The 14482-nt window shown below is 71.2% G+C and carries 18 protein-coding genes and 1 tRNA gene; 14 read left to right on the top strand and 5 right to left on the bottom strand.

The window, feature by feature from the left end; all coding sequences use genetic code 11:
- Positions 1 to 245: 245 nt before the first annotated feature.
- The 3 genes from ACZ3J7_RS28900 to ACZ3J7_RS28890 form a co-directional block, all read right to left on the bottom strand.
- Positions 246 to 716: a hypothetical protein gene (locus tag ACZ3J7_RS28900; RefSeq protein WP_465626083.1), complete on the bottom strand. Its 471-nt coding sequence runs from the start codon at positions 714 to 716 to the stop codon at positions 246 to 248.
- A 525-nt stretch (positions 717 to 1241) separates the two neighbouring features.
- Positions 1242 to 2483, bottom strand: coding sequence for a helix-turn-helix domain-containing protein (locus ACZ3J7_RS28895; protein ID WP_465626081.1), 1242 nt, complete (start codon positions 2481 to 2483; stop codon positions 1242 to 1244).
- Positions 2480 to 2800 (bottom strand): putative quinol monooxygenase, encoded by a 321-nt coding sequence (locus ACZ3J7_RS28890; RefSeq protein WP_465626079.1) that lies wholly within the window; start codon positions 2798 to 2800, stop codon positions 2480 to 2482. The genes ACZ3J7_RS28895 and ACZ3J7_RS28890 overlap by 4 nt, the downstream gene beginning before the upstream one ends.
- Positions 2801 to 2990: 190 nt before the next feature.
- Between ACZ3J7_RS28890 and ACZ3J7_RS28885 the strand changes: the two genes are divergently transcribed.
- The 12 genes from ACZ3J7_RS28885 to ACZ3J7_RS28830 all read left to right on the top strand — a co-directional run bounded on the left by ACZ3J7_RS28885 (position 2991) and on the right by ACZ3J7_RS28830 (position 10344).
- Positions 2991 to 3338, top strand: coding sequence for an SCO3933 family regulatory protein (locus tag ACZ3J7_RS28885; RefSeq protein ID WP_465626077.1), 348 nt, complete (start codon positions 2991 to 2993; stop codon positions 3336 to 3338).
- A 5-nt stretch (positions 3339 to 3343) separates the two neighbouring features.
- Positions 3344 to 4723 (top strand): FtsK/SpoIIIE domain-containing protein, encoded by a 1380-nt coding sequence (locus ACZ3J7_RS28880; protein ID WP_465626075.1) that lies wholly within the window; start codon positions 3344 to 3346, stop codon positions 4721 to 4723.
- Positions 4724 to 4806: 83 nt separating this feature from the next.
- A complete protein-coding gene (locus ACZ3J7_RS28875) occupies positions 4807 to 5499 on the top strand; it encodes a DUF2637 domain-containing protein (RefSeq protein ID WP_465626073.1) in 693 nt (230 codons plus the stop codon).
- An 18-nt stretch (positions 5500 to 5517) separates the two neighbouring features.
- The gene (locus ACZ3J7_RS28870; protein ID WP_359783936.1) at positions 5518 to 5709 is read left to right on the top strand and encodes a mobile element transfer protein; all 192 of its coding nucleotides are present in this window, start codon (positions 5518 to 5520) and stop codon (positions 5707 to 5709) included.
- 13 nt (positions 5710 to 5722) lie between these two features.
- Complete coding sequence (locus tag ACZ3J7_RS28865) at positions 5723 to 5911, top strand: hypothetical protein (protein ID WP_465626071.1); 189 nt, start codon at positions 5723 to 5725, stop codon at positions 5909 to 5911.
- A 14-nt stretch (positions 5912 to 5925) separates the two neighbouring features.
- On the top strand, positions 5926 to 6462 hold the full coding sequence (locus tag ACZ3J7_RS28860) for a DUF6197 family protein (RefSeq protein WP_465626069.1): 537 nt from the start codon (positions 5926 to 5928) through the stop codon (positions 6460 to 6462).
- A gap of 77 nt (positions 6463 to 6539) precedes the next feature.
- Positions 6540 to 7079 (top strand): GGDEF domain-containing protein, encoded by a 540-nt coding sequence (locus ACZ3J7_RS28855; protein ID WP_465626067.1) that lies wholly within the window; start codon positions 6540 to 6542, stop codon positions 7077 to 7079.
- Positions 7080 to 7177: 98 nt separating this feature from the next.
- On the top strand, positions 7178 to 7372 hold the full coding sequence (locus tag ACZ3J7_RS28850; RefSeq protein ID WP_465626065.1) for a hypothetical protein: 195 nt from the start codon (positions 7178 to 7180) through the stop codon (positions 7370 to 7372).
- A gap of 5 nt (positions 7373 to 7377) precedes the next feature.
- The gene (locus ACZ3J7_RS28845; protein WP_359783941.1) at positions 7378 to 7548 is read left to right on the top strand and encodes a hypothetical protein; all 171 of its coding nucleotides are present in this window, start codon (positions 7378 to 7380) and stop codon (positions 7546 to 7548) included.
- 60 nt (positions 7549 to 7608) lie between these two features.
- Positions 7609 to 8961, top strand: coding sequence for a replication initiator (locus ACZ3J7_RS28840; RefSeq protein WP_465626063.1), 1353 nt, complete (start codon positions 7609 to 7611; stop codon positions 8959 to 8961).
- The gene (locus tag ACZ3J7_RS28835) at positions 8954 to 9178 is read left to right on the top strand and encodes an excisionase family DNA-binding protein (RefSeq protein ID WP_465626061.1); all 225 of its coding nucleotides are present in this window, start codon (positions 8954 to 8956) and stop codon (positions 9176 to 9178) included. The genes ACZ3J7_RS28840 and ACZ3J7_RS28835 overlap by 8 nt, the downstream gene beginning before the upstream one ends.
- On the top strand, positions 9178 to 10344 hold the full coding sequence (locus tag ACZ3J7_RS28830) for a tyrosine-type recombinase/integrase (RefSeq protein WP_465626059.1): 1167 nt from the start codon (positions 9178 to 9180) through the stop codon (positions 10342 to 10344). The genes ACZ3J7_RS28835 and ACZ3J7_RS28830 overlap by 1 nt, the downstream gene beginning before the upstream one ends.
- Before the next feature lie 75 nt (positions 10345 to 10419).
- Here the strand turns inward: ACZ3J7_RS28830 and ACZ3J7_RS28825 are convergent.
- Positions 10420 to 10492: transfer RNA gene (locus ACZ3J7_RS28825), tRNA-Arg, on the bottom strand.
- Between the two features lie 256 nt (positions 10493 to 10748).
- Between ACZ3J7_RS28825 and ACZ3J7_RS28820 the strand changes: the two genes are divergently transcribed.
- Entirely contained in the window at positions 10749 to 11510 is a 762-nt protein-coding gene (locus tag ACZ3J7_RS28820) for a polyprenol monophosphomannose synthase (protein ID WP_465626057.1), read from the top strand.
- 71 nt (positions 11511 to 11581) lie between these two features.
- The gene (locus tag ACZ3J7_RS28815) at positions 11582 to 12499 is read left to right on the top strand and encodes a YhjD/YihY/BrkB family envelope integrity protein (RefSeq protein WP_465626055.1); all 918 of its coding nucleotides are present in this window, start codon (positions 11582 to 11584) and stop codon (positions 12497 to 12499) included.
- A 125-nt stretch (positions 12500 to 12624) separates the two neighbouring features.
- On the opposite strand, the gene ACZ3J7_RS28810 is transcribed toward ACZ3J7_RS28815, so the two are convergent.
- On the bottom strand, positions 12625 to 14482 hold a 1858-nt coding region (locus ACZ3J7_RS28810; RefSeq protein WP_465626053.1), incomplete at its 5' end, for a serine hydrolase.

Genomic DNA, 14482 nt, shown 5'->3' with positions numbered 1-14482 from the left:
GGAGGGCCTGCGGCCTGCGGTCACACTCGTGCCCCAGACAGGAATCGAACCTGCGACACCGGCTTTAGGAGGATTGGCGTAGGGCACACGGGCCGAACTGGGCTTCCCCACGCAAGGCCCCAGCCAACTTTCGCCCACCTAGACCCATGACTACCCGCCACATACCGCTGGATCTGGCACAGCTATGGCACGCAAGGCGTGACCTTCAGAGGTCCAGTTCAGAGCTGCTCGATCAGCTCGCCCCTTCAGCCAGCCGCACTCTCGGCAGCTACTGTGCTCGTGGCCGCCTGCCTACTCTTTCCGCCAGCCAGCTCGTAGAAGAACCCGACCACCCCTAGGACGACCAGGGGGATGGCAAGCAACCAAAACCAAAAATACGCGCCGCCATTCAGCGCCGCCCAGGTTCCTAGCCAGATGCCACCAAGGCCAAATACGGCTCCAAGCGCCATAGAGGCAGTGTCGCGCTTGAGCGTGTCCTCGTGGACACAAACCTCTCTATAGCGCAGGGCAGTTGCATGAAGTTGATCTTCAATCACAGACTTCGCCTCTGCGCCATTTGGCATGCTCTCCGCCACTTCCATCTCGGACCGCAAGCGCGCCAGCACCACGCTGGATCTGCGCTGACGGTTCGATCGCACGGTAAAAAATCCCGTGAGGAGCGCGAGCGCGATGGGCGAGACGGCGGAAATAACCTGCGTGACGGAGTCGAGCTGCACCGAACCCCCTGGCTGGTCGTGAGCTTGGGTGTTGAGTTATATCCGATGCCAAAGCCACTTGTAAGAACTACAGCAAAAATTGGGGTCGGCCACTTCCTGATGCTGCCTCAGGACACTTTGAAGGCAAGCGGGGTGATCCCCTCCTCGATCGGGCAGCTTCGCCGCACCCGGGTTCTCCAGGGGCCGCCAAGGCTCACGTCCGTGACGCTTGCGCTTGGCCTTGGCGGCCCCTGGAGGTTCCGGGTACGCCCTTGGGTGTCCGGTCGAGGAGGGGACCGTCCCGCGCCCCACACCGTTCACCACGACGAAGGTGCACCTTCGATCCCGCCGGCTTCCCCTCCGAGGAGGGCCGGGGTTTGGGGCAGAGCCCCATGGGCTTCACCGCGGACTCGCTACAGCCGCGCGCCCGGCGGGAGCCGGGCCGGAGCGGGGCGGAGACAGGAGCGTCGGCCCGGCGGTGAGCCGGGGCGCGCGCGGCGAGCGGTAGCGAGCCGCCTTGAACCCGTAGAGAAGGTTTTTACTCACTCACACCCGGGCGTCAGATCGCTCGGCGAGATCGCGAAGCTCCGGCGTTGCCGAACGGCCAGCGAGCAGCAGCAGTTCACGAATCGTGGCCCGTGCCGTCACGTGGGTGTGGATCAGGTTCGGAGACAGCTCCTCCGCCTGAAGCAGGGAGCCTAGGGCTTCACCGAGTTGCCGGCGCTGCGTGTAGGCCCGGCCAAGGTCGAGAAGGAGCCGTGCCTGTCGCTCGGCGGAGAGCCCCGACGCGTCGATCCGGGTGCCGACGTCGAGCGCTTCGCCCGCATCGCCGAGATCGACGGCGATCGAGACGGTTTGGATCTCGACGTTGGTGGGCCCGAACTCCAAGTTGAAGTCGTTGCGGTCCTCGCCCAGCCTGCGGGCGACCTTCCTCGCACGGTCCAGCTCTTGGCGTGCCTGTGAACGGTCTCCGGAGCGCGCGCTGGCCAGCGCCAGCACCAAGTGCAGGGATCCAGTGACCGACAGGACCTCGGGGGTCCGGTTGCCCGCCTGGAGATGCTGTTCCAACGCGTGGAGAGCGGTCGTGGCCGAGTGGTCCGCCTGGTCGTAGTGCTTCAAGCGCACGAATGCATGCGCGAGCCGGAAGACGCCGGCGAACACTTCCAAGGGCTGCCCGGACTCCTCAGCCGCACGAATCGAGCGGTCGGCGGCGATCCACGCGGCGTCTCCCTCGTCCTGCCGCACGAAGGCTGCGGACAAGGCCTGATAGGTCCGGCTGAGCTGGCCCCACAGCTGAGGACGCTGATCAGTGGGTGCCGTCCGGGCGGCGCGCTCGATCCTCGGCAGCAGGGAGCCAAGAGCGTCACTCAGCTCAGCGAACTGATTGTTGTGGGTCAGCTCCCACACCCGGTCGACTGCGGCTTGCAGCTCCGCGACGGTCACGGGCGCCTCGGTGGGGTCTGCTGTCAGCAGCACCTCGGGTACGGGGTGACCGGAGATCAAGAGCCGGGCTTCGTCCAGGTCGTTCGACTCCTCCGTAGGCGTCACCGCCACAACCGCGTCAGGCGCCGGCGCGTCCGGGCGGAGGTCTTGGAGCGACACGCCCAGGCCGTCGGCGAGCATGCGGAGCACGTCGAGCCGGTTCACCGGCTGAATGCCGCGCTCGACCTGCGAGAGCCAACTCGCCGTCCTACCGATCTCAGCAGCGAGGTGCTTCTGCGTCATCCCGCTCGCCTCGCGCAGCTTGGCCACCCGCGCACCGAAGGCGCGCCGCTCCTCGGGCGTCACGCCGCCACCGGCCCCTTCCCTGCCGTGGCGGACAGGAACGTCACGTCTACGCCGGACAGGTACTGCTCGCGCTGAGCGAGGAAGTGCTTGGTGTGGGGCTGCTGCTCGTGCTGGTCGAAGGCGTCCCGGTCCGCGTACAGCTCGTAGAACACCCGGACGTTCGGCTCGTCCGGGACTACGTGGACGACGTAGGCGAGCGTCCCGGGCTCCTGGGCCTTGATGCCGGCGAGCGTCTGCTCGACCAGATCGTCGAAGGCCGCTGCGGCTTCGTCGTCCCGAAGCTCGAAGCGGACCACCAGACCGAATCCGTTGATCATTTTCCCTCCTCCACCTGTGGGTGCCCCCACAACTCAGGACCGAAGTTGTGGCGACCGCCACAAGACTCGCAGAAGTGCTGCTTCACAGCTACTCACAGAACTTCTTGACTCACAGAAAAACTGCGCCTACCTTCATAGAGAAGCTGCTACTCGGCGCACGGGCGCCGGAGCTGACTCAAGGAGTAGGCCCATGGCCACTTTCAAGATCGACCTCTCGACCGCGTTCGTGTTCGTGGTCATCCCCCCGGCGCTCAAGCTGGTGAGCAAGCAGACCGGTGAGGTGGCGATCGACCGGGAGACCGGTGCGAAGCTCCTGACGGTGGGGCTGACGATCGCCGACGACGGCGAGGCGAACCTCTACAACGTGACCGTGCCGGAGACCGGCGTCTCCGAGGGCCTGGCGGTCGGCATGCCGGTGGCGGTGACCGGGCTCAAGGCGCGCGACTGGGAGAACGAGTTCAACGGCCAGAAGCGGCACGGGATCTCGTTCCGCGCGATGGCGATCACGTCCCTCGTCCCGGCTCCCGCGAAGGTCTGAGCGCCGTGTCCGAGCTGCTGACGCTCGCTGAGGTGGGTGGCCCGCTGGCCGCTGTCGCCGGCGGTGCGGCGTACGCGCGGGTCAAGGCTCCGTCCCTCTACTGGTCGGCGATCGGTCTTCCGGTCACGGCGGTCCGGTTCTCCGCCACCTACGGCAGCACGATGGACGCCTGCGGCCTGACCGTCGAGCCGTCCCGGCTGCGGGTGCTGATCATCCGGGCGACCACCCGGCGGGAGATCCGCCCCGTTCCGCCGAAGATCCGACGGGTTCGGCCGACGTCGACGGGTCTGCGGGTCCGCCTGCGGTTGGCTCCCGGGCAGGAACCGGCGGACGTGGCGGCTTCGGCGGAGCGACTGCGGCACGCCTGGGGTGTGCACGCCGTGCACGTCTCGGTGGTGAAGCCCGGTGTGATCGAGCTGCGGATGACCGGCTTCGACGTGCTCCGCAAGGTGCGGATGCCGCGTCGGCTGCCGGCCGGTGAGTTGCTGGTCCCGGTGGCCCTGCGGGAGGACGGCACGGCCTTCGTCCGGAACTACCGGGCGGTGCCGCACTGCCTGACCCTGGGTGCGACGCTCACCGGCAAGTCCGTGTACCAGCGGAACCTGATCACCGGGCTCGCCCGGCTGGACGTGGCGCTCGTCGGGATCGACTGCAAGTTCGGTGTGGAGCTGGCACCGTTCGCGCCCCGGCTGTCGGCCCTGGCAACGGACTCCGGTCAGGCAAGTGCCCTGCTGGACAAGCTCGTGGGCGAGATGGAAGCGCGGTACGACCTGATCCGCAGTCACCAGGGCATCCCCGGCTCGGTGCCGGACGACGAGATCACGTCGGACATCTGGGGCCTGCCTGTCGGGATCCGGCCCGTCCCGCTGGTGCTCGTCGTGGACGAGATCGCCGAGCTGTTCCTCGTCGCCACCCGCAAGGACGAGGAGCAACGTGATCGCATGGTCACCCAGTTGATCCGGATCGCCCAACTGGGACGCGCCGCAGGGATGTTCGTGGAAGCCTGCGGTCAGCGCTTCGGCTCCGAGCTGGGCAAGGGAGCCACCATGCTGCGCGCTCAGCTCACCGGCCGCGTGGTGCACCGGGTGAACGACGTGGAGACCGCCCGGATGGGCCTCGGGGACATCTCGCCCGAGGCGGTGCTCGCCGCCACGCAGATCGTCCCGGAAATGCCCGGTGTCGCGGTGGCCGGCGACTCCTCCGGCGGCTGGTCCCGCATCCGCACCCCGTACATGTCCCTCGCGGAAGCTGCCGGGATCTGCCGGGAGACCGCACGTCTCGCGCCCGAACTGCCCTCGCTGGACGAATTCCGCCCCTACGTCCCGCCGGTGAGCACCCCGGATGACGGCCCTTCGCTGATCAAGCCCCGTCCCGTCACCGGCTGACCTTCTCCGATCCGGTCGGCGCGACCGCAACCGCGCCACGTCCCTACCCCGCCATGCCCAACTCACGGAAGGAGGACCGACCTATGCCGCTGCCCCGCGCGGACGCCGTACTCGTCCAAGCCGCCATCGCCGGCGCCCTGTCCTTCGCCCACCTCCATGACCTCGCTCAGGCCGCCGGACAGCACGGCTGGAAGGCGTGGGCCTACCCCGTCTCGGTGGACCTGCTCCTGGTCGCCGCCTGGCACCGCATGCGCGTCCTGCGGGCCGCCGGCACCCCGGCCCCGGCTGCCTGGACCTGGTTCGCGATCGCCCTGGCCGCCTCGCTCGGCGCCAACGTCGCCACCGCCGGACTGCTCGACCTCGACCACGTCCCGGCCTGGCTCCGCATCCTGGTCGCCGGCTGGCCCGCCCTCGCCTTCTTCGGCGGCACGCTGCTCGCCCACAGCGTCGCCAACACCGCTCGCTCGACCGCAGATCAGCCTGAGGCTGAGGTCGAACTGCCGCTCTACGAAGCCGAGATCACCCCGCCACTCGCCCCGGCGACCGTCCCGGAGCCGGAGCCGATCGAAGCACCCGAAGAAGTGCCCGCCCTCCCTGCCGCTCAACCGTCGGCACCCCCAGCCGTGGCCGTTCCCGCTGCCTTGGTGGAGCACGCCCGCAAGATCGCCGACGACCACCGCTCCCGCACCGGCACGCCGATCGACCCGAACACCCTCCGCGTCCGGCTGGGCGTCCCGCCGCACTTCGCCGACGCCATCACCGCTCAACTCACCTGACCAAGAAGGGAGTCACCCATGGCCCGCCCGATCCGCCTGCGCAACGTGATGCGCATCGGCCCCGTCCAGGTCGGCACCTACTACGACGGCCGTGGCCGCGAGAAGCACACCGCCGCCTGCACCGCCCCGCGCTGCGGCTTCTCCGCCGACTACGACAGCCGCGCCGCCGCCGAGATCGCCGCCCGCACCCACCGCTGCACCATCCGCTGACAGGAGAACCGCCATGAACGTCACCCTGCCCCTGGTCGTCGTCCTCGGCGCCGGCGTGTGGACCGCCGTCAAGTTCCTCGGCATCCGCCTGTGGGTCGCCGCCCTGATCGCCCTCTTCGGCTTCTACCTCTCCGGGACCTTCCTCGCCCCCGTGATCGACGAGACCACCCGCTCCGGCGTCAACGCCGTCACCCAGAAGTGAAGGGGCGACCTGTCGTGTCCTCTCTCGCCTTCGCGCCCGGCCCGCTGGTCCTGACCCCGGACGCCTCCGGCCTGGTCGCCGAGATCGAGGCGTACCTCGCCACCTTTCCCGCTCCGGCCCGAGTCCTCGTCCCGTACGTCTGCCCGCTCGGCTCGACCGTGCAGCGGTGGAACGCGGGTTTCCCGCAGCCGCGGCTTTCCCTGCTGGACCGGCTCGCCCACCGCCCGGCCCGCCCGGTCGCCGTCACCGTCGCGGACCACCTGCGGCTGACCTCCCGCTACCTCGCCGAAGTCGGCTGGGTCCAGGGCGCCCTGTGGGACTCCGCCGGCCGCGTCTGCCTCCTCGGCGCCCAAGCCGCAGTCCTCGCCCACGGCTACGGCACCCCGTACACGGTCAGCCGTGCCCGCAACCAGGTCATGGAAGTGCTGCGCCTCGTCGGCCTGAACGCCGTTTCCCCGGACGTCTTCAACGACGCCCCCGGCACCCGCCAGGCCGACGTTCACCACCTGCTCGACCGGGCCTCCGCCCGCGCCCTCTCCCTCGGCATCTGACCGGTTTCCGGGGCGGTTGCAAGCCTCCAAGCCATCCCGCCGCCCCGGAGACCTCGACCCGCTCCGGAAGGACCGCCATGGACCTCGCCCCGCTCCTCGCCGCCGGCGTCCCCCTGCTCGGCTGGACCACCCACAGCACCGTCCTCGCCCGCCGCCTGGCCACCGCCCGCCGCGACCCGCTCACCGGGCTCCTGACCCGCGACGGCTTCACCACCCGCGCCGAACGGCTCATCCGCCGCCACCCCGAGCGCACCACCGTCCTGCTGATCGACCTGGACGACTTCAAGGCCGTCAACGACACCCACGGCCACGCCGCCGGGGACGCCGTGCTCGCCGCTACGGCCAAGCGCCTGGCCACCTGGTGCGGCACCGACGGCATCGCCGCCCGCCTCGGCGGAGACGAGTTCGCCGCCATCGTCCTCGACGCCGAACACCGCGTCCCCGACCTGAACGACCAGCTCCACCACCCCGTCCCGTACGGCACCCAGCTGCTGAGCGTGAGCGCCTCCGTCGGCACCTCGCACCCGGCCACGCTGCTGCTCACCGAAGCGCTCTCGGCGGCCGACCGCCAGATGTACGCCGCCAAGCCCGGCACCCGCACCGCGCGCCGCCGCTGACACAAGACCGGTCCCCGGCACGGCAGCAAGCCTCCAAGCATCCCGCCGCGCCGGGGACCTCAACCCTCCCCGAACCGAAGTCCGCGAAGGAGAACACCATGATGCCCCAGCACACCCGTCCGGCACGTCCGATCTGCCCGAACTGCGACGGCTTCGCCAGTGCCGCCATCGCCACCGGCCTGCGCCTGACCGACGGCTCCCGCGACACCGTCCCGGTCACTTGCCCGGCCTGCCACGGCACCGGCACCACCACGGCCCCCGCCCGGCGCGCCCTCACCACCGCCCGGCGCTGACCGCCATGGGCGCCCACTTCGACTGGTCCGACAAACGGCACTGGTCCCCGCGCGCCGAACCCTGCGGCATCTGCGACAAGCCGACCAACCTCCGCTCCGACCGTGGCAAGCCCGCCCACAAGGTCTGCGCGGAGACCTGGACCGACCAGCACGCGAAGCCCACCGACAAGTCCTGATCGCACGGCCCGGAGCCAACTCTCCCGGCTCCGGGCCTCGCTGCACCGGAGGTGTTCCACATGGCCGCCACTGCCCCACCGCCGATCGCCGACCTGACCGCCTTAGCCTCCCTCGGCACCATGCCCGCCCTCATGCGGCAGCTCGCCGGGCTCGGTGGCTGCGGACGGCCCATCCGCCTCGAAGGCCACCGCACCGAGGTCCACACCGGCACCGGCGAGATCCTGCACCACCTCGACTCGACCGCCCTCGCCGCCGGCCACCTGCTCGTGCGCTGCAACAACCGCCGTACCACCCGCTGCCCGGCCTGCGCGGAGACCTACCGGCGCGACACCTACCACCTGATCACCGCCGGGCTCACGGGCGGTAAGGGCACTCCCGCCATGGTGACCGCACACCCCCGCGTCTTCGCCACCTTCACCGCCCCGGGCTTCGGCGCCGTCCACAACCGGCCCTCCGCCGGCCGGTGCCGCTGTGGCATTCAGCACCCGGACGGCGCGGCCGAGTTGGGTACTCCGATCAACCCGGACACCTACGACTACCGGTCCGCCGTCCTCTGGAACGCGCACGCGGGGAAGATCTGGGCCCGCTTCTCGATCTACCTGCGCCGCGAAGTCGCCAAGCGCGCCAGCCTCTCCCAGCGGGAGTTCCGCGAGCACGCCCGGGTCTCCTTCGCCAAGGTCGCCGAGTACCAGAAGCGCGGCGCCGTCCACTTCCACGCGGTGATCCGGCTGGACGGTCCCGAGGGCGGCAGCACCCCGCCCCCGGCCTGGGCCACCCCCGATCTCCTGGCCGACGCGATCCGGGCCGCCGCCGGGGCCACCGAGATCCCCGGGCCCGTCCTCGACGGCACGGCCCACACCTTCGCCTTCGGCAGGCAGCTCGACATCCGCACGATCCGGACCAATGACTTCGCGGCCGGCTCCGCGCTCACCGAACGCGCCGTCGCCGCCTACATCGCCAAGTACGCGACCAAGGGCGCCGAGAGCGCCACCGGCACCCTGGACCGGCCCGTGAAGCTCCTCGCCGAACTCGCGGGCCTGGACATCTCCGAGCACGCCCGCAGGCTGATCCGCACCTGCTGGACGCTCGGTGCCCGCCCCGAGCTGGAAGACCTCCGCCTCCGGGCCTGGGCGCACATGCTCGGCTTCCGGGGCCACTTCTCCACCAAGACCCGCCGCTACTCGACCACCCTCGGCGCCCTCCGTGACGCCCGCGCCGCCTGGCGCCGTGCCGAAGCCCTCGGCACCGAACTGCCCGCGCTCGCGGGAACCGCGGCTTCGGACGACGAACCGACCACCCTCGTCCTCGCCGACTGGGCCTTCGCCGGCGTCGGGCTCGCTCCCACCGAACGCTGGCTCGTCGACGCGCTCACCCCCGCCCCCGGAACGGAAGGAGAACCCACCCGTGGCTGAACAGCTCCTCACGGTCGAGAAGGTCGCCCGGCTGCTCGGGACCTGGGAGACCAGCGGCGAGCGGTTCCCCCGCCGCCTCATCGCCGAACGCCGCATCGCCTTCGTCAAGATCGGCCGCCACGTCCGGATCCCCGAGTCCGCCGTCGCCGCCTACATCGCGGCCCGCACCGTCCAGCCGATCACCGCCCGCCGCGCCGGCCAGAGGAGCGCCGCCTGATGGCCAACAGCAAGAACAACCGGCGCCGCTTCGGCTCGGTCCGCCGCCTGCCCTCCGGCCGCTGGCAGATCCGCTACCCGGACCCGGTCACCGGGCAGCTCCGCCCCGGCGAGAAGACCTACGACACCAAGACCGACGCCGAAATCGCATTGTCCGTGCTCGAAGCGGCCATCGTGGAAGACCGCTGGACCGACCCGGACGCCGGGAAGGTGAACTTCGGCGAGTACGGCGCCCGGTGGCTCAAGGAACGCAAGCTGGAGGAGACCACGCGCGAGCGGTACGAAACGGTGTTCCGGCTGCACATCGTGCCCGTCCTCGGGCCGAGGCTCCTCGTGCAGATCACTCCGGCGCGGGTGCGCTCCTGGCGAACCGGGCTCCTGGAGTCGGGGGTCGGCGAACCGAGCGTGGTCAAGGCGTACCAGATGCTGCGAGCCATCATGAACACCGCCGTGGACGACGAGCTGATCAAGCGCAACCCGTGCCGGATCAAGGGCGCCGACACCTACGACGTGCCCGAGCGTCCGGTCCTGTCCGTCCCCGAGGTGTTCGCCGTGGCCGACGCCATCGCACCCCGGTGGCGCGCCCTGGTCCTGGTGACCGCCTTCACCACGCTGCGGTTCGGCGAGTTGGCCGCCCTCCGCCGGCGGGACGTCGACCTGGACGCCCGGCTCCTCCTGGTCCGCCGGAACCAGGCCGAGCTGTACAGCGGGAAGCTCTACGACAAGGCGCCCAAGAGCCGCGCCGGGTTCCGCCCGGTCGCCTTCCCCGCCTCGATCGTGGGCGCCCTCCAGCACCACCTGGAGCACTTCGCGGGCCAGGGGCCGAACGGCCACCTGTTCATCGGGCCGCGCGGGGGCCGGCTGCGCCGGAGCAACTTCCGGGACGACTGGACCGCCGCGAAGGCGAAGGCCAAGGTCTCGGCGGACGTGCACTTCCATGACCTGCGCCACACCGGGAACACCCTCGCGTCGCAGAGCGGTGCCAGCACGAAGGAGCTCATGACCCGGATGGGTCACAGCACGGCGCGGGCCGCGCTGATCTACCAGCACATGACCAGCGACCGCGACCGGGCCATCGCCGACAGGATGGGCGAGATGGTCCGGCAGGAGCTGGAGAAGCAGGACCCGCCGGAGCGATCTGGCACGGACGTGGCACAGGACGACTGACCACCCGGAACGATGAAGGCCCCGGCCGGAGGATGGAACCTCTCCGACCGGGGCCTTCCCCGTTGGTCACACTCGTGCCCCAGACAGGAATCGAACCTGCGACACCGGCTTTAGGAGAGCCGTGCTCTATCCCCTGAGCTACTGAGGCGAGCCACCGGTGTGACCGCCCCATAGCCTAGCGGATCGCCTGCGCGCGGCGGCCCGCCCTTTTTCCGGGGGCACGGGCCGGGGCCGGAGGCGCGGGCGGGGCCCGGCGGGAGGTGCGGGAGAATCGGGCCGTCCTGCTCCGACCGGCCCGCTCCCGCAGCCGACGACCTGAGGCACCCCGTACGGTGACCTACCGTGGAGATCGCGCGCACCCGCGCGTGCCGCTCCGGCCAGCCGATACCTGAAAGGCACCCCTTGTGAGCTCCTCCCCGGAGACCCCGTTCGCCGGTCTCGGCAAGATCCTGGTGATCATCCCGACCTACAACGAGGCCGAGAACGTCGAACGGATCGTGTCCCGAGTCCGCGCCGCCGTCCCCGAGGCGCACGTGCTGGTCGCGGACGACAACAGCCCGGACGGCACCGGCAAGCTCGCCGACGCCGTCGCGGACGCCGACGACCACGTCAAGGTGCTGCACCGCAAGGGCAAGGAGGGCCTCGGCGCGGCGTACCTGGCCGGGTTCCGCTGGGGCATCGACGGCGGCTACGACGTGCTGGTCGAGATGGACGCGGACGGCTCGCACCAGCCGGAGGAGCTGCCCCGGCTGCTGACCGCACTGCGCAGCTCGGACCTGGTGCTGGGCTCCCGCTGGGTGCCCGGCGGCGCGGTGGTGAACTGGCCGAAGTCGCGGCTGCTGCTCTCCAAGGGCGGCTCCACCTACTCCCGGCTGATGCTGGACGTGCCGATCCGGGACGTCACCGGCGGCTACCGGGCCTTCCGCAAGGAGACCCTGCTGGGCCTCGGCATGGACCAGGTGGCCTCCCAGGGCTACTGCTTCCAGGTCGACCTGGCCTGGCGCGCGGTGAAGGCCGGCTTCAAGGTCGCCGAGGTGCCGATCACCTTCGTCGAGCGCGAGCACGGCGCGTCCAAGATGAGCCGCAACATCGTGGTCGAGGCGCTCTGGCGGGTCACCGCCTGGGGCCTGGACGAGCGGCTCGGCAGGCTCACCCGGAAGAAGTAGGCGGCCGCCCGCACGCCCCGCCGGCCGGTGACGATGGAAGCCCGGCCGGCGGAGCGTGCGGAGGTTGCGGCGTGACGGAGTCGACAGAACCCCTGCGGCGGGCCGAGCAGGACCCCTCCCCCGGCCCGGGCCGCTGGGACTCGGCGAGGGCCCGGGCGGCCCGGTTCGCCGAGTCCGCGAAGGGCGCTCCCGAGCGGATCCCGCTGGTCGGCCGGGCGGTCAGCAACCTGATCCGGGTCAACCTGCTCGACAACGCGACCCGGCTGGCCGCCCAGGCCTTCCTGTCCGCGCTGCCCGCCCTGTTCGTGATCGCGGTGTTCGCCCCCGCGACGCTCAAGCACAGCGTCACCGGCTCGCTGCGCGACCAGCTCGGCCTGGAGGGCACCGCCCAGCAGCAGGTCCAGCAGCTGATGAGCACCCAGGCGGACGGCGCCGCGCAGAGCTTCGGCGTGCTCGGCGCGCTGGTCACCCTGGCCTCCGCGACCGCGCTCAGCCGCGCCCTCCAGCGGGTCTGCGAACGTGCCTGGGAGATGCCGAAGAACAGCGCCCGGCTGGCCCTGTGGCGGTGGGTGGTGTGGCTGCTCGGCTGGCTGGTGTTCCTGGTCGTCCAGGTGCCGCTGCGCAAGGGCTTCGGCGCCGGCCCGTGGCTGGGGATCCCGCTGCTCTTCCTGGCCTCCACCGGCGTGTGGTGGTGGACGCAGCACCTGCTGCTCGGCGGCCGGATCCGCTGGTACCCGCTGCTGCCCGGCGCGGTGCTGTGCGGCGTCGGCGAGGTCTGCCTGGGCGTCGCCTCCCAGGTGTACCTGCCGCACGCGATGTCCGCCTCGGTCGACAAGTTCGGCCCGTACGGGGTGGTGTTCACCGCGCTGTCCTGGCTGATCGTGCTGTTCAGCGCCGTCACCCTGGCGCTGGTGCTGGGCCGGGTGCTCGCCGAGGAGCCGGCCCTGAGCCGCTACCTCGGCTCCCGCACCGACCGCGGCCGCTGGTAGGCGGCCGGGAACGGCGGAGCGGCCCGGACTCCCCGTCCGGGCCGCTCCGCCGCGTCCCGCCCCGCTCCGCCGCGTCCCGCCCCGCTCCGCCGCGTCCTGCTCCGCTCAGTCGCGTCCCGCCCCGCTCAGCCGAGGCGCAGCAGCCGGGCCGAGATCGACGCCGGCGCGAGGTCCTTCTGCAGGATGACCGGAACCTCGACCCGGCCGTCGCCCTCGCCCGCCGAGAGGGTGCCGACCCGGGTGCCCGCCGCCAGGGTGTGGGCGATCTTCCCGACCGGGGCCAGGGTGACCTTCGCGGTGACGCCGTTCCAGCCCGCGACGGTCAGGTCCTTGGCGGCGACCAGCGGCACCCTGCCGCCCACGCCGTCGTCCACGTGGCCGACCACGTCGCCCTGCTTGGCCAGGGTCTGCCCGGCCAGCGCGGCCTGCGCGGCCACGTTGATCCGCTGGCTCGGCGGCTGGGCGGCGCGCACCAGGCTCATCTCCTCCTTGGTCTGCGGCTGGCCCAGCGTCACGCCGAGGATCATCCGCTGCACGCCGCCGACCTCCTTGACCGCCGCCCACATCAGGCAGGACTGCGCGGGCGTCGACGAGCCGGTCTTCACGCCGATGTTGCCGTTCTTCCCGAGCAGCGCGTTGGTGTTGAAGACCCGCTGCCCGTTGAACTTGGTGTCCGGCTCGGCGACGACCTGCTTGAAGATCTCCATCTGCATGACCTTCTCGGCCAGCTTCAGCTGGTCCTTGGCGGTCGACTTGGTGTTGTTGTCGTAGCCCGCCGGGTCCGCGTAGCTGGTGTTGGCCATGCCGAGCTGCGCGGCGGTGGCGTTCATCTTCCTGACGAACTCCTCCTCGCTGCCGGAGTCCCAACGGGCCAGCAGCCGCGCCACGTTGTTGGCCGAGGGCAGCATCAGCATCTCCAGCGCCTCGTACTCGGTGAGCTGCTGGCCCTCCTTCAGGGTCACCGTCGACTCGTCCGAGTTGCCGGACTCCTGGGCGGCCTGCCGGTCGACCGTGAGCGTGGGGCCGCTCTCGCCCTTCTTCAGGGGGTGCGCCTGCAGGATCAGGTACGCGTTCATCACCTTGGTGACGGACGCGATCGGCACCGGCGTCTCCTCCCCCGACGCGCCCAGGCTGCCCACGCCCACCACCTCGGCGGCGGCCTGGCCCTTGGTCGGCCACGGGATGTTCGGCTGCTCGCCGCCGAAGGTGAACGAGTCCGTCAGCGAGAGCTTCGCCTCGGGCGCCGGCAGCGGGCGCAGCAACTGCGCCGCGACCAGCACGCCCAGCACCACGGCCAGGAACACCCCCCAGATGGTGATCCGCTTCAGCGCCCGCCGCAACGGCGTCATCGGACGGGCGCTCAGCGCCTTCAGCACCTCCAGCGCCTCGATGGTGCTCTCCGGCCCGGGCGCGGCCGGAACGGGCGCCGGGGCCTCCGGCGCGGGTGCGGGCGCCGGAACGGGGACGGGAGCCGGGGTCGGCAGCGGCTTGGCCCGCGCCTCGGGCTTCGGGGCCGGTACGGGTTCGGTCCTCGCCTCGGGCTCGGCCTCGGACTTAGCGGCGGGCTTCGCGGCGGGGGCGGGGAGCGGCTTGGTCTTCGCCTCGGGACCGGCCTCCGGCTCGGTGGCCTCCTTGGGCAGCCGCAGCATCACGGTCTGCTCGGGGCGGTCCTTCTCGACCCGCAACGTCATCGTCGGCTCGGACTTCGCGACGGGCGCGGCCTCGGCCTCGGCCTTGTCCTCCGCAGCCTCGTCCTCTGCCTCCGCCTCCCCCTCCGGGGACTCGGGCAGCCGCAGCATCATCGTCGCCTGCGGACCCGCCGGAGCACTCTCCGGCTCCTCGTCCGCAGCCTCGTCCTCCGCCGCTTCCTCCGCCTCCGCCTCCGCCTCCGGGGACTCGGGCAGCCGCAGCATCATCGTCGCCTGCGGACCCGCCGGAGCACTCTCCGGCTCCTCGTCCGCAGCCTCGTCCTCCGCCGCTTCC

The organism is Kitasatospora sp. NPDC015121, assembly GCF_055562955.1.
The sequence above is the reverse complement of the archived record's forward strand: the minus strand, read 5'-3'. Positions and strand labels throughout refer to the sequence as shown.